The following is a 14,550-nucleotide window of genomic DNA, read 5'->3' as shown; positions in this document are numbered from 1 at the left end:
TTATGTAAATAATTTTAGCTGAATGAAAGACGCGCCAGCACCTTATTTCTCTGATTAATGCTGGCGCAGTTTATTAAAGTTTATCCGACGCTTTTACCGCACAGAAAATAGGTTTTTTGATCAGGGTTTCGAGAAGGAGAAATGCGGATCAATAACAAATTTTTTCGGTGCGCCAGAATCAAACTCACTGTAGCCACGCGGCGCGTCTTCCAGTGAAATCACCTCTACACCAACTATTTTGGCAATCGGAATACGATCCCAGAGAATAGCCTGCATTAGCTGACGATTATATTTCATCACCGGTGCCTGTCCGGTATGGAAGGCGTGGGATTTGGCCCAGCCTAGTCCCAGCCGAATGCTCAGACTACCCATCTTCGCCGCCTTATCGACAGCACCGGGATCTTCGGTGACGTACAGACCGGGAATACCGATCTTACCTGCCACACGTGTGACCTGCATCAGCGCATTGAGGACGGTTGCCGGTGCTTCGTGCTGTGCACCTTCATGGCCGTGTCCACGGGCTTCAAAGCCCACGGCGTCGATGGCGCAATCCACTTCCGGCACGCCGAGGATGGCGGCAATCTGCTCATGCAGTGGGGTATCTTTACTTAAATCAACCACTTCAAAACCTTGTTCGGCCGCATGTTTGATACGCGCTTCATTCATATCGCCGACAATCACCACCGCCGCACCCAGCAGGCGGGCCGATGCCGCCGCAGCCATGCCCACCGGACCCGCGCCCGCGACATAAACGGTGCTGCCGGGTCCCACACCCGCCGTCACCGCCCCGTGGAAGCCGGTGGGCAGGATATCGGAAAGGCAGGTTAAGTCTTTGATTTTCTCCAGCGCCTGCTCACGATCCGGCAGCTTGAGTAAATTGAAATCAGCATAAGGCACCAGCACATATTCGGCCTGGCCACCGACCCAATCCCCCATGTCCACGTAGCCATAGGCTCCGCCAGCACGCGCCGGATTCACCGTCAGACATACGCCGGTGTGCTGTTCTTTACAGGAACGACAGCGCCCGCAGGCCACATTGAACGGCACCGAGACCACATCGCCAATCGCGAACATTTCCACATCGCGACCTTTTTCAATCACCTCCCCGGTGATTTCATGCCCCAGCACTAACCCAACCTGAGCGGTAGTTCGCCCGCGTACCATATGTTGGTCGGAGCCGCATATATTCGTTGAGAGTACTTTGAGGATCACACCATGTTCTATTTTCTTGCCCCTGGGGTCGTGCATTTTCGGATAATCAATCGACTGGACTTCAACCTGGCCTTTACCTTTGTATACCACTCCGCGGTTTTCAGACATGTGAGCACCTTTCAGAAAGTATTAAGTTTTGAATGTCGCCGTTGAGCATAGAATCATACTCGCGCCTCTAAGCTTAATTACTCCCCCGCAGGCAGTTGGGCTTTCTGCATTTATTATTCGTGATGTGTGCAAAGCGTCACAATTAAATTAAATATCATTCAACTTGTGGGTAATTTCAGTGCGGGATTTATTCGAAATGAAAGTTATTTGCTGCTTCGCTTATATCGCAGGGTGACAACGATGCTGTGGCCGGGTTTTATTAGTTGATGTTGTAGTATGTTGTAATCAAAGTCAGGGTGAATGAGGGTGCGCATGGCTGCGCACCTGGACCCATTACCGCAAGCTGGCGCACGCCTGCCCCAGTCGCTGACACGCCGTTGCCAGCAGCGCATCGTCCACCGCGTAAGCAATACGCAGGTAGCCGGGCGTACCAAATGCCGAGCCGTGCAGCACCGCCACCTGGGCTTCCGCCAGCAGCCAGGATGCCAGCGCTTTATCGTCGCTGATCACCTCACCGCCCGGCGTGCGGCGACCAATCAACCCCTGGCAATTGGCGAACACATAAAACGCCCCCTGTGGTGCGCTGGCGCTCAGCCCGTCAGTTGCCGCAATCATCGCCAGCACCTGGTTACGGCGCTGTGTCAGTTTTTCCAGCCAGCCCACCAGAAAATCTGCCGGTTGATTCAACGCTGCCACCGCCGCCGCCTGCGCAATGCTGCTGGCATTGGAGGTGCTTTGCGATTGCAACACCTGCATCGCCGCAATCAGCCAGCGCGGTCCCGCCGCATAGCCCAGACGCCAGCCCGTCATGGCATGGCTTTTTGACACGCCGTTCACCGTCAGGGTGCGATGTGCCAGCTGAGGTGCCACTTCGGCAAAGGTCGCAAACGGCGTCTGGTCATAGCGCAGCGGTTCATAGATATCATCCGCCATAATCAGCACATGAGGATGATCGGACAGCACATCTGCCAGCGCGCGCAATTCCTGGGCGCTATAAATCGCACCGGTAGGATTACCCGGCGAATTGAGGATCACCCAGCGCGTTTCCGGCGTCAGGCACGCAGCCAGTTGCGCCGGTTGCAGCTTCCAGCCGTCTGCCTCAGTGCAGGGAACGATCACCGGCTCACCCTCCGCCAGCGTCACCATATCAGGATAAGAAACCCAGTACGGGGCGGGAATGATCACCTGCTGACCTGCATCCACCGTCGCCAGCAGCGCATTAAAAATCAACTGTTTCGCCCCACTACCGGCGATGATTTCATCTGGCGCGAACTGCAACTGATTGTCGCGGGCAAATTTGCCGGCAATCGCCGCTTTTAATGCTGCCGTACCCGCCACGGCGGTGTACTTGGTTTGCTGCTGCACGATGGCTTCGATACCGGCATAGCTGATGGACGCCGGGGTGGCGAAGTCCAGCTCGCCTTCACCCAGATTGATGACTGTTTTTCCTGCCGCTTCCAGTTCACGTACCTGGTCAGATATGGTCGCGGTTGGCGAAGGTCGTACCCGCTGCATACGCCGGGCCGTTTGACTGTTATTCATAAATCCTCTTTTGTATCTGATGATTCAACTAATACAATTATTCATCCAACATCAGCAGGAAAATTGCCGTGTCACTGATATTCATTCTCGATGATTCACCCTTACCAGCCCGTTACGGTGTCACCGCCAGCCAGTGGGCTAACCAACTCGGGTTGCCGTTGTGGAGCCTGCGCCCCAGCTTTAACGGCGATGTACCCGATAGCCATCAACACGTCATCCCGGCCGGTTACTGCGTCACCAGCGGCCTGTATCGTAGCGATACGCTGCAACAGGAGGTGAGCAACGCCGACCTGCTACCGAACGCTGACGCGGTGATCGTCTTACCGATCGCGCGTGCCGCTGAGATCGCCGATCGGCCTGGCTCCCGGCTGTACAGCCACGACAGCGGTCAGACGCTGGTCCTGCGCGACCACACCCAAACCTTGCTAACGCTGCATACCGACCACTATGGTCGCTGGTCTGCCTCGCCAGCCGCTGAGGCCACCAGCACGTTACGCATTGGCCTGATTGGTCGCGAAGCGGATCATCGTCAGGCCTACCCGGCGACGCTGGCCGCGCTGGGTGATGCCGCAGCGGCACTGCATCTGACGCTCGACATCCACTTCCTGCCACCCGCCTCACTCTCCGCCAGCCTGGATGAGCTGGAGGGGCTGCACGGCGTGTTGCTGCCGGGGGGTTCGTCGATGGCAGCGGTACAGGGACAAATCCGCGTCGCCCAGGCCACCGCTACTCGCCCGCTCCCCACCCTCGGGCTGTGCCTGGGCATGCAGAGCATGGCTACCGCTGCCGTGCGCCAGCAACCGGGATGTGAACAGGCGATCCTCGCGGAAGTCGCCCCCGATGCCGCGCTGCACAGCTTTGTTGCCTTTAGCGATGGCCGACACCGTTGTGGGGTGCTGCCATTTCATGACACTGCCATGCACTACAACCATCGCTATCGCTTCAACCCGCAGCTGTTAGCACCCCTCAGCGCCAGTGGCGTGCAGGTTAACGCGCAGACCGACGACATCATTGAGGCCATCACCCTGCCGGCTCATCGTTTCTGGCAGGGGGTGCAGGGACATCCCGAACTGGCTTCACGCCCGGACGCCCCGCACCCGCTGATCACCGCATTTCTTCAGGCGGCGCTTACTCAGCGAGGGTAACGCCGGTACGCGCATCGCTGGCCAGTTTGCGCATCACGCTGGTCAGCGCTGTCTGGGCTTCCGCAGAAATGTCCAGCAGCGGTGCACGCACGCGACCACCATTAAAGCCACGCAGCGCCATCGCCGCCTTCACCAGTTGCGGTTGTCCGTGCTGACGCGCCAGGGCGCGGTAGTCGTACCACAGCTGATGAAGATCGCGTGCCGTACCCGCATCGCCTTTTTCCACCGCACGGAACGTGGCTAACACCAGCTCCGGCAGTGCCCCGCTGTTGGTGGTGCTGATGCCATCAAAACCGGCCATCATTGGGCCTAAGAACGCGAGGTCCGAGGCGCAGAACAGACGCAGACGTCCACGCAGACGGTTGGCGATTTGGTCGATGGCAGTCGGGTTGAGATCTCCCTGCTTGATACCGACCACACCCGCGACATCCGCCAGCTGTTCCAGCAAGGCGGGCGACAGCGTGATACCAATGCCCGGTGCGTTGTAGACCAGAATGCCGGTTTTTGATAACGGGGCCATCTCTTTGAAATAAGACAGGATTTGTGCATCGGTGATTTCGCTGACGTAAGGTGCAGTCACCATCGGTAAACCACCCAGATCGCCAGCCAGCATGGTCAGCTCGCGCGCATCACGCGGGTCTGAGCTGGCGCTGCACAACATCACCGGGATACGGTCCTGCACGCAGTCCATGACCTGATGGAACAATTCACGGCGTTCAGCCAGTGACATCACCGGAAACTCGCCATACGTCCCGCCAATCAGAATGCCGTCATAACCAAGACCAATGACGCGCTCAATGTTTTCCCGCAGGGCAGCGAAGTCGATAGCGCCAGCGGCATCAAACGGCGTGACGGTGATGTTGAAAATGCCACGCAGGCGTTCACGGCATTCGTTAATATCTTTCATGGAAATTCCTTACAGCAAAGTTAATGGACGAGAGAGACTGCCAAGCTGGCGATAACCGGTTTCCGTGACCACCACGGTTTCACTGACACCGACGGTGAATTCGCCGTAAATACGCAGTGCCGGTGGAATATGGAAGGTCATACCCGGCTGCAATTCGGTGGTGACACCGCTGTACAGGCTGAGAATGCCGCCTTCGCCCCAGTCCGGTGCGAAAGAGACACCGATGGAATAACCGGTACGCTTTTTGAAATGTTCGGTGAAACCGGCGCGATCGATGACCTTCTGGCAGGCGATATGCGGCTCGGCGCAGGTCGCACCTGGACGGATGGCATCCAGCGCGGCTTGTAACGCTTCCTGGCACACTTTCTCCATTTCCAGCGCAATCGCCGGTGGACGACCAATCCAGGCTGAACGCATCAGCGCAGCGTGGTAGCGGTCATGAGAGGCGGCCATTTCGAGGAACACCGGATCGTTATCCTGCATCACGCGACGACGCCAGGTGCCGTGCGGCACACCACTGCGCGGCCCGCTGGACACCAGCGGCTCCATACCGACATATTCAGAACCGGCCGCGATGGCAGCACCCATCATGGCCGAAACCAGCGCGTTCTCATCGCTGCCGCTGCGAATCGCCGCCATACCGGCGCGCATACCGGCATCGACATAACGTGCCGCGGTGGCGATTTTTTCCACTTCTGCCGCTGATTTCACCGCACGCAGGGGTTCGATCACCCCAGCAGTGTCGGCGATGGTGCCGAGCTTGCTTTGCAGCAGTTCATAAACCGCAATCGGCAGGAACCAGCCGCGTTTGTCCAGCCCGATGCGCTTATTCAGCCAGCCACGCTGTTGCAGCATGCCGACAAGAAAATCCACCGGGTTATCGCCGTCCTGATAGATGGCGGCGTCAGAAATAAAGGTGTTGGCGATAAAGTTGAAGTATTCCAGCTGACGAATCACAAACACCGGATCCCCTTCTACCGGCAGCAGCAGCGCCTGGAAGGTGTAATAACCGGGGGTTTGCTGACCGGTGAGCCAGAAGATATTTTCCGGCCCGGTGACGATCATCACATCGACACCTGCGGCGCTAAGACGCTCACGGGTGCGCTGAATACGCAGTGCATACTCATCCGCGCTGAACGCGGATTCACTGCCCTGAACCACATTATTAAGCTGTTGCATCACTAAACTCCTGGAGGAAAGTGGCGCGGGCGGCAGAAAACTGCACACCCAGGCCGGGAGAATCATTCACGGCGACCTGGCCGTGGGCATAAGCGAGGCCGCTGACCGGGTCATCGGTTAAACCATCAGCGCCGTAAAGTTCGGCGAACGCCGGTTGCAGCACGCGACACAGCTGTAACGCCGCTGCCGTCGCGGCATGGCCTTCATTCATCTGACCAATCATGAAAGGGACAGCTGCGCTTTGCAGACGGCGTGCCGCTGCCAATGTCGGAGCCAGCCCCCCTAACTTGACCAGCTTCAGGTGCCCCCACAGCGCCCCTTCGGCGGCAATCAGGCGATCGATGGCCGCGCTGCTGTTAAGGCTTTCGTCGAGCATGATCGGAATGCCGTAGGGGTACAGCTCCGCCAGATGCCGGTCGTCCGCAACCGCCAGCGGCTGCTCGATATAACTCAGTTGAAGCTCACGCAATTGCGGCAGCGCCTGGTGGGCCTGCGCCAGCGACCACTGGCCGTTGACGTCAATCGCCAGCTTGATGCGGTCACCGAAGGTGTCGCGCAGCATCTGCAGACGCGCCAGATCGGTGGCGAAATCCGCCACGCCGGTACGCAGTTTCAACTGGGTGAAACCGCGCTCGACATAGCCTTTCGCCTGCGCCAGCATCTGCGCTTCGCTGCCCCAGAACAGCGTCTGGTTAGTGGCGAAACCCAATGCTGCCGCCGGGACACCCAGCCAGGCAGCAAGGCTGACGCCCTGCTGACGCGCCAGCAGGTCATGCAGCGCCATATCCAGCAGCATGCGTGACGGAGCCAGCAGCGGGCTATCGTCGGCATGGATAGTCGCCAGCATGCTTTGCGCATCGGCCTGCCAGTCCCACTGCGTCAGCGCCGCCAGCAGATTGTTCAGCACCTGTTGTTCGCTGTAGCCATGCAGATAGGCGATGTTGAGCCGCACTTCACCGATGCCTTGTACACCCTGGTCTTCCAGCTGAAGCCACAGGGTATCGAGTGCATGTACCGCACCGGATGCGGCGGTATGCAGCGTTACCCCGGCGTAATGCAGGTCACCGCGCCACAGTTGCGCCTTCACGCCTGGGCCTCAGCAGGCAGCATGGCCAGCGCGATATCAAGGTAGATGTAGGCCGCAGCGATAAACTCTTCCACCGGCACAAACTCATCCGGCTTATGCGCCACCGCCAGTGCACCCGGGCCGACTACCACGCCTTTGGCACCGAGGGTACGGAAATGCACCAGATCGCAGCCGCCCTGGAAACCAAACGGACCCGGTTCCGGTTGACCATGCCGACGGCAGGCCGTCAGACTGTGCTGCACGATGGCTTCACTGCTGTCGGTTTCGGTGGCGCCGCCCGTGGTGGGCTGCCAGGCGATGATTTCTGCCTCAACGCCGGATTGTTCTCTGGCGTGATCGAGCAGTTGTTGCAGCTCCGCTTTCACCGCTGTTTCGTCTTCGCCCGGCACCATGCGACGGTCCAGCAGCAGTTCGCAGCTGTCCGGCACCACATTATCGGCGTGTCCACCGTGCACGCGGGTGACGGTTAAGCTGGCGTTACCCACCAGCGCATGACAGCGGCAGCGCACCTGCTGGTGATGCGCTTCTTCGATCAACCCCAGCAGCTTCGCCGACTGGTAAATCGCGTTGATACCCAGCTCTGGCGTCCCGGAATGCGCCGTGACGCCTTTTACCCGCACGCGCGGGCGCAGGCTGCCTTTGTGGGCCGAGAAGGTGGCGTTGGACGTCGGTTCACCAATCACCGCAAAGTCGATAGCGGGCGGTTGATCGCGCACATAAAACTTCGCGCCTTCACTCGCCACCTCTTCATCTGCGGTAAACACACCCATCAGCGTGCCGGACCAGCTGTGTCGATTGGCCGCCAGCATACGCAGCGCTTCTACCATCGCCACCAGTGGGCCTTTGGCATCACAGGCACCACGGCCATATAAACGCCCTTCACGCTCGGTCAGGGTGAACGGATCGCTCGACCAACCCGTCCCGGCCGGGACGGTATCGAGGTGGGTATTAAAAGCAAAGCAGGGGCCGTCGCCATTCTTCAGCAGCGCGATCACGTTGGTGCGTCCTGGCGCATACTCGCTGAAGGAGAGATCAAAACCCGCCTCGCGCAGCCAGCCTGCTACGCACTCAGCGGCCTCACGTTCGTGCCCTGGCGGGTTTTCGGTATTGATGGCGACCAGTGCGGTAAGATCCCGCTTCATGCGCACACTGTCTGCCTGGTAACTACTCATAGGTACTCCGCTATTAATGTAAGATCTGGTCGAGGAAACGTTTGGCGCGTTCGCTGACCTGGCCAGTAAAAAAGTCCTGGGCGCTGGCGCGTTCGAGAATTTCGCCCTCTTCCATAAACAGGATTTGATTGGCGGCGCGGCGGGCAAAGCCCATTTCATGGGTCACCACCATGCTGGTCATGCCTTCGGCACTCAGTTCCGCCATCACATCCAGCACTTCACGAATCATCTCCGGATCCAGCGCCGAGGTGGGTTCGTCGTACAACATCAGTTCCGGTTTCATCGCCAGCGCGCGGGCAATCGCTACACGCTGTTGCTGGCCGCCGGAAAGCTCATCCGGGAAGTGGTCGGCACGTTCATTGATACGTACCTTTGCCAGCAGCATTTCGGCCTGTTTCCGCGCCTCAATACGGTTCATACCCAGCACCGTCATCGGGGCCAGCATGATGTTTTCCGCAGCGGTGAGATGCGAAAACAACTCGTAGTTCTGAAACACCATGCCAATACGCTGGCGCAGCTGATGAGGCGGAACTTCGCCACGGCTGATATTTTGCCGGGCAAAAAACACATCGCCGCTGTCAGCCGGGGACAACAGGTTGACGCAGCGCAGCAGCGTCGATTTGCCCGAACCGGACGGGCCAATCAGCACCACGGTTTCACCGCGATTCACGCTCAGTGAGCAGTTTTTCAGTACGGTCTGACGACCAAAGGTTTTATCGATACCGATCATTTCCAGCAGCGGTTTACGTTCCTGGTTCATGACACCTCCCGGGCTGGTTTAGGCAGTTTCATTTCATGGGATTGCGCTTTCTGGCTTTTGCGGCGGCGCTGTTTCGGGTCGAGGCTGCGCTCCAGCCATGACTGGAAAATCATGAACAGCGTGGTCAGCAGCAGATAGTAAATACCGGCAGCACACAGCGCTTCGAAGTAGCGGAAACTGGCGCTGGCAGCCTGATTTGCCACCAGCAACAGCTCCTGTACCGCAATCACCGACACCAGCGCACTTGATTTGAGCATGCTGATCATCTGGTTACCCATCGGCGGCAGTACGATACGTGCCGCCTGCGGTAACACGATCTTGCGCATGATCTGCGCGTTGGTCATGCCCAGTGCCATGCCAGCGGTACGTTGCCCGCTTTTCACCGCCTGGAGACCGGAACGCAGGATCTCAGCCATATACGCGCCTTCATTGAGCGAAAGCGCCAGCACTGCACAGGTAAACGCGGAGAAGCGTAAGCCGAAGCCTGGCAGCACGTTGTAGACAAAGATGATCTGGAACAGCACTGGCGTGCCTCGAAACAGCCACAGGTAGAAAAAAGCCAGCGCTTTTCCGGCGCGGAAAGGAGCCTCCTGTAGCAGGGCCAGTACCAGACCCAGCACCACGCCACACAACAGTGAGCAGAGGGTGATGAGCAGTGTCATCCACGCCCCCTGTAAAAACTCAGGGGAAAGGAAGTACTGCCACATTAAATCAATCGACATAGCTATCTCCGGTTAACGGCTTGAAACGCATTAAAAAATGGCAACGGAATCCGGGAAGTTCCATTTCTCAATCAGTTGCTTGTAGGTGCCATCTTTCACCAGGCTTTGCAGTCCCTTCTCCAGTTGTGCACGGGTTTCGCTATCACCTTTACGTACCGCAAAGGCGATATGGGTGTCGGCTTCAAACTCCGCACCTACCGCTTCGAACATGCCAGGTTTCTCGCTGAACAGCGCTACGGTGCCCGGTGTAGAGAGATATTCCGCATCGGCACGGCCCTGAGCGACAGCGACTGCTGAGTCAGTGGCTGCCGGGAAGGTCAGCACGTTGATGGCGGCTTTGCTGGCGGCCACGCAGTTTTTGTTGTCCACACGCGCCTGGCTCTCTTCGATACCGCCAAGGGTCACAGCGACGTTTTTGCCGCACAGCGACATATCACGTCCGGTGATGCCCGCCGGATTACCTTTGCGCACCACCACACGGCTGCCGATTTTCAGGTAAGGCACGAAATCCACCTGGGTGGCGCGGGTCGGGTTGACGTACATCGCTGAATTGATGATGTCGAGACGCTTGCCCTGCAAGGCTGGGATCAAACCTTTGAACTCCATCGCCATTGGGGCTGGCGTGAGTTTGAGTTCTTTACTCAGGGCAGTGATCAGGTCGATATCGAAGCCAGTGAGCTTGCCGTCTTTAACAAATTCGAACGGCATAAAGGTGGCAGCGGTGCCATAAGTCAGTTTACCTGGGGTCACACTTTCCCCTGCGGCATGGCTGGCAAGTGGCAACAACGCCAGAGTGAACATCAATCCGCGCATGCGGCGAGTGGTGAAATACGAGCTGGACATAGTCGTCTCCTGGTTAATATTTTGGATTTTATGAATCAACAAATACAATCATGATGACAAAAACACGTCCCTTCCTGGTGCAATTGCACGCTTATCGTGCAGCTCCTGCTTTATTTCGCTGCAAAACTTTTCCCGTGTTATTGTATATTCAGACCATAACAATACACTTTCAGGGAACGTTCTCCATGCAGCCTGACTCAACTGCGAGCAGTCGCCGGATCGCCCGGCAAATCCTTGACCTGATATATGAAGCAAGATTCGATCCAGGTCATCATTTACGTGAACAACATCTTGCCGATGCGCTGGGCGTTTCACGTACACCGGTGCGCGCCGGATTAAAAGAACTGACCCGTCTGGGCGCGGTGGAAGCCCGGCCCAATCAGGGTTTCTTCCTGTTAAAGAGCGCCGATGAACTACAGCAGCTGAGTATCGAACAAACCAAAAGCAATGATCAGCATTTGTATGAATTGCTGGTACGCGACCGTATTGCCGGTACGCTACCCGAGTCCTTTACCCAGACCGAAATCGTGCAACGCTATGAGGTGGACCGCGGGATACTGACACGCACGCTGGTGAAGCTGTCGGAAGATGGCCTGATTGCACGTAATGCCGGGCATGGCTGGCGTTTCCTGCAAACCCTGAACTCAGACGTGGCTTTACGCAACAGTTACGGTTTCCGCCTGATGATTGAGCCAGCCGCCCTGCTGACGCCACATTTACATGTCGATCGCCAGTTATTAAAACGGCTGCGCGCGCAGCATCTGTGGCTGATTACTCACCCGGATATCACCCTGGTCCCGGCGAAGGATATCTTCGAAACCGACGCCTCCTTTCATGAGCTGCTGGCGGAAGCCAGCGGCAATCTGTTTGTGTTACAGGCAATTCAGCAGCAAAACCGCTTACGTCGCCTGATGGAATTTGGCAGCTACCATAACAAGCGGCGCGTGAAAGAATGGTGTGAAGAACATGTGGCGATCATCGATGCGTTGCGGGAAAACAAACAGGAACTGGCCGCCAGCCTGATGCAGCAACATCTGCAATTCGCCTATGACCAGGTAAATATTAAGCGGCCACGCAAATAATCGGCATCGATTTTGCACATCATGATCCTGAAAATACAATCAGGAGTGGTTTATGGATTTGCAAATTCAACAACGGGTCGCGCTGGTTTGTGGTGCGGGAAGTGGTTTAGGCCGGGCGATGGCGCTGTCTCTGGCGCAGGAAGGGGTAAAAGTCGCGGTGACCGGCCGCAACCTGGAAAAGCTGGCCGCAACGGTGGCACTTATCCAGCAGCAAGGCGGTACCGCCCAGGCCTGGCAACTCGACCTCGCTGCGCCAGAGAAATTTGATGATGTGCTAAATGATATTCGTCAGCATTGGGGCGATGTCGATATTCTGGTCAACAATTCCGGTGGCCCGCCACCCGCCAGCGCCCAGGGCACGGATGCCGATGTCTGGCAGCAGCAGTTTTCCCTGATGGTTTCCTCACTGATCCAGCTGACGGACAAAGTGCTGCCCGCCATGCGCCAGCGTGGCTGGGGACGTATTATCACCTCGACTTCATCCGGTGTCATTGCACCGATCCCTAATCTGGCCCTGTCCAATGCCCTGCGGATGAGTTTACTCGGCTGGTCTAAAACACTGGCAAGTGAAGTGGCTGCGGACGGTGTGACGGTGAACGTGCTGGTACCAGGACGCATCGCTACTGATCGCGTCAGCCAGCTGGATGCCATCAAAGCGAAACGCGAAAACAGCACAGCGGATGCCGTAGCAGAGAAAAGCCGTCAGGGTATTCCTGCGGGCCGTTATGGTGCACCAGAAGAATACGGTGCCACTGCGGCGTTTCTCGCCAGCAAGCCCGCCAGTTACATCACCGGCACGGTGATGCGAGTGGATGGCGGGATGATTGATGCGATTTAACGGATAAAAAAAGCGCGAGAAATCGCGCTTCATACCGCACCAGGTTGGTGCGGGGTCTCTGGCAATTAGTGGCGGCTGGCACAGCCGCACTTTGACATCTCACCATGCACATGTTTGCCATGATGCGAATGACGGACCTGCAATTCGCCCTGCTGCCAGGCTCCGGTGTCATCTGCTTTGTTATCCAGCAAGCGATTTAGCGCTTCAGTCACCAGCAAATCACCTCGCTGCGCCCAGCTGGTCAGATGCCAGGTCGAAGAACGTGCTTCGTCCACATCATCAAAACCCACCACGCCAATATGCGCGCCCTGACCAAAATCGCGCACCGCCTGCAAGGCCCCAAACGCCAGCACATCATTTTCACAGAACAACGCATTGATACGTTCGGAGGCACGCGTTTTTTTCAGGTAAGCCATCATCACCTGATAAGCCCGTTCACGATCGTTGTTACCGGCAACCAGTCGCTGATCGAGGGTTTTATCCGCCGCGCTTAAGCTCTCGACAAAGCCCTGCATCTGGCGCGGAACGGTTGGGGAATCTTCGCCGCGCATAAAACCAAAACGTTGATGTCCCTGCGCCAGCAGCAGACGGCCAATCTCCGCGCCTGCATCATAGCCATCAGCTCTGAGGGCATTCTCCCCACTCAGCCAGATAGCCGGGAAGGCTGACGCCTCTTGACGATAACGGGAGGTGAGGAAAATCAATCCTTTTACGCCCAGTTCAGAGGCCTTAGTGAGTAACGACAGGTAATGCTCGCGCGAATCAACATTGAGCAGCAACGCCAGATATCCACGCGCATTCAGCTGTCGTGTGACTTCATTCAGCATTTTTACGCTGCCGGGGTTGGCGAACTCATCGCTGACGATACCGATGATATTGTGCTTTGCTGTCATGAACGGCTCCTTTTGCCATCAGGTTTAACCACGGCGGGTTAAGGCCAGACGAATACCAAGACCAATAAAGGTGACACCCACCACCCGATCCAGTAACTTTTGCATCGTGGCGTTTTTCGCCACCGCGCTGGCGGCACCACCGGCTAACAACGCAAACAGAATATCGGTGGTTAAACCCATCAAAGCGTAAGTCAGACCGAGGATCAGGAAGGATTGCACGTGGTAATTGCCATCAACCACGACAAATTGCGGGAAGAAGGCGATGAAAAACAGCAATACTTTTGGATTGGTCACCGAGGTAATCAGCCCACGTGTTAACAGGCTGCGCGCACTGCTGCGCGTTTTGACGGCCATTCCCTCTTCCTGATTGGCTGCACTGCGGCTGACAAAGGTCCCCCACACCATCTTGCTGCCGAGAAAAAGCAGGTAGGCGGCACCGATATATTTGATCACCGTAAACAGCAGCGGCGACGCGGCAATCAAGGCGGTGAGACCAATGGCACTGGCAACCGCATGGGTGCAGCTACCTAACGCCACCCCTGCTGCCGAGATCACCCCGGAACGTCGCCCGTTCGCCACACTTTGCCCGACCACGTAGGCCAGATCAGGGCCAGGCGTGATACAGAGTAAAAAGACTGAGGCGAGAAATAGAGGAAAGTGGGTGATGTCCAGCATGGAGCGCTCCTGTCAGTGGCCGATGGTTGATTCTAACCAACCCACAACAGGAAGCTAGCGCCGTATTGTAGCGGCGTGATTTATCACGCCGGGTTTTCTGGTCCCGTGCACAGAATTGCGCGATAAATCGCGCCGCTTGTATGTTTGGAGGGTCAGATTATGATTTCTCTGAAATCTGAACTGATAACCGGGAAGCCGCGCGCCGCTGGAAGCAGCTATCACAGTGACTTCGTCTGTAGAGTGGCTCCCGCCTCCTTGTCCGGGCCGAAGAGTACCAGGAAGCTTTCTCTCGCGAGACTGACTTCGCATCACAAGGCAGGCTGAACAATCTCTGATGACGAGGTCGGGAACCGGTTAACACTATACGCCATTTTGTTTTCCGGAG

The 14,550-nt window shown here is 57.2% G+C and carries 14 protein-coding genes; 3 read left to right on the top strand and 11 right to left on the bottom strand.

Going from position 1 to position 14,550, the window contains the following annotated elements:
* Positions 1-120 precede the first annotated feature (120 nt).
* Together fdhA and CUN67_RS21990 are read right to left on the bottom strand one after the other, a co-directional pair.
* Entirely contained in the window at positions 121-1,320 is a 1,200-nt protein-coding gene (gene fdhA / locus CUN67_RS21995) for a formaldehyde dehydrogenase, glutathione-independent (RefSeq protein ID WP_208717583.1), read from the bottom strand.
* A 333-nt stretch (positions 1,321-1,653) separates the two neighbouring features.
* Positions 1,654-2,862, bottom strand: coding sequence for a pyridoxal phosphate-dependent aminotransferase (locus tag CUN67_RS21990; protein WP_208717582.1), 1,209 nt, complete (start codon positions 2,860-2,862; stop codon positions 1,654-1,656).
* A 68-nt stretch (positions 2,863-2,930) separates the two neighbouring features.
* On the opposite strand from CUN67_RS21990, the gene CUN67_RS21985 reads away from it, so the two are divergent.
* Positions 2,931-4,007: a glutamine amidotransferase-related protein gene (locus CUN67_RS21985; RefSeq protein WP_208717581.1), complete on the top strand. Its 1,077-nt coding sequence runs from the start codon at positions 2,931-2,933 to the stop codon at positions 4,005-4,007.
* Here the strand turns inward: CUN67_RS21985 and CUN67_RS21980 are convergent.
* From CUN67_RS21980 to CUN67_RS21950, 7 genes are read right to left on the bottom strand one after another with little or no spacing between them, the layout of a single operon-like run.
* Positions 3,991-4,914, bottom strand: a complete 924-nt coding sequence (locus CUN67_RS21980) for a dihydrodipicolinate synthase family protein (RefSeq protein WP_208717580.1) — start codon at positions 4,912-4,914, stop codon at positions 3,991-3,993. The genes CUN67_RS21985 and CUN67_RS21980 overlap by 17 nt on opposite strands.
* A gap of 9 nt (positions 4,915-4,923) precedes the next feature.
* A complete protein-coding gene (locus CUN67_RS21975) occupies positions 4,924-6,093 on the bottom strand; it encodes a M24 family metallopeptidase (RefSeq protein WP_208717579.1) in 1,170 nt (389 codons plus the stop codon).
* A complete protein-coding gene (locus tag CUN67_RS21970; RefSeq protein WP_208717578.1) occupies positions 6,080-7,180 on the bottom strand; it encodes a mandelate racemase/muconate lactonizing enzyme family protein in 1,101 nt (366 codons plus the stop codon). Before CUN67_RS21970 ends, CUN67_RS21975 begins: the two co-directional genes overlap by 14 nt.
* Complete coding sequence (locus tag CUN67_RS21965) at positions 7,177-8,352, bottom strand: M20 family metallopeptidase (protein WP_208717577.1); 1,176 nt, start codon at positions 8,350-8,352, stop codon at positions 7,177-7,179. Before CUN67_RS21965 ends, CUN67_RS21970 begins: the two co-directional genes overlap by 4 nt.
* Positions 8,353-8,365: 13 nt before the next feature.
* Positions 8,366-9,112 (bottom strand): amino acid ABC transporter ATP-binding protein, encoded by a 747-nt coding sequence (locus tag CUN67_RS21960; protein ID WP_302882496.1) that lies wholly within the window; start codon positions 9,110-9,112, stop codon positions 8,366-8,368.
* Positions 9,109-9,834, bottom strand: coding sequence for an amino acid ABC transporter permease (locus CUN67_RS21955; RefSeq protein ID WP_208717576.1), 726 nt, complete (start codon positions 9,832-9,834; stop codon positions 9,109-9,111). Before CUN67_RS21955 ends, CUN67_RS21960 begins: the two co-directional genes overlap by 4 nt.
* Positions 9,835-9,864: 30 nt before the next feature.
* Positions 9,865-10,677: an ABC transporter substrate-binding protein gene (locus tag CUN67_RS21950; RefSeq protein WP_208717575.1), complete on the bottom strand. Its 813-nt coding sequence runs from the start codon at positions 10,675-10,677 to the stop codon at positions 9,865-9,867.
* Between the two features lie 185 nt (positions 10,678-10,862).
* Between CUN67_RS21950 and CUN67_RS21945 the strand changes: the two genes are divergently transcribed.
* Both CUN67_RS21945 and CUN67_RS21940 read left to right on the top strand, forming a co-directional pair.
* Positions 10,863-11,759, top strand: a complete 897-nt coding sequence (locus tag CUN67_RS21945; RefSeq protein ID WP_208717574.1) for a GntR family transcriptional regulator — start codon at positions 10,863-10,865, stop codon at positions 11,757-11,759.
* Between the two features lie 52 nt (positions 11,760-11,811).
* Positions 11,812-12,597: an SDR family oxidoreductase gene (locus CUN67_RS21940; protein WP_208717573.1), complete on the top strand. Its 786-nt coding sequence runs from the start codon at positions 11,812-11,814 to the stop codon at positions 12,595-12,597.
* Between the two features lie 65 nt (positions 12,598-12,662).
* Here the strand turns inward: CUN67_RS21940 and CUN67_RS21935 are convergent, their stop codons facing one another.
* Both CUN67_RS21935 and CUN67_RS21930 read right to left on the bottom strand, forming a co-directional pair.
* On the bottom strand, positions 12,663-13,490 hold the full coding sequence (locus CUN67_RS21935) for a substrate-binding domain-containing protein (protein WP_208717572.1): 828 nt from the start codon (positions 13,488-13,490) through the stop codon (positions 12,663-12,665).
* A 24-nt stretch (positions 13,491-13,514) separates the two neighbouring features.
* On the bottom strand, positions 13,515-14,165 hold the full coding sequence (locus CUN67_RS21930; protein ID WP_208717571.1) for a LysE family translocator: 651 nt from the start codon (positions 14,163-14,165) through the stop codon (positions 13,515-13,517).
* Positions 14,166-14,550: the final 385 nt, after the last annotated feature.

Origin of the sequence: Pantoea cypripedii (assembly GCF_011395035.1) — a bacterium.
In the GTDB taxonomy this organism is placed as follows: Bacteria; Pseudomonadota; Gammaproteobacteria; order Enterobacterales; family Enterobacteriaceae; genus Pantoea; species Pantoea cypripedii_A.
The sequence above is the reverse complement of the archived record's forward strand: the minus strand, read 5'-3'. Positions and strand labels throughout refer to the sequence as shown.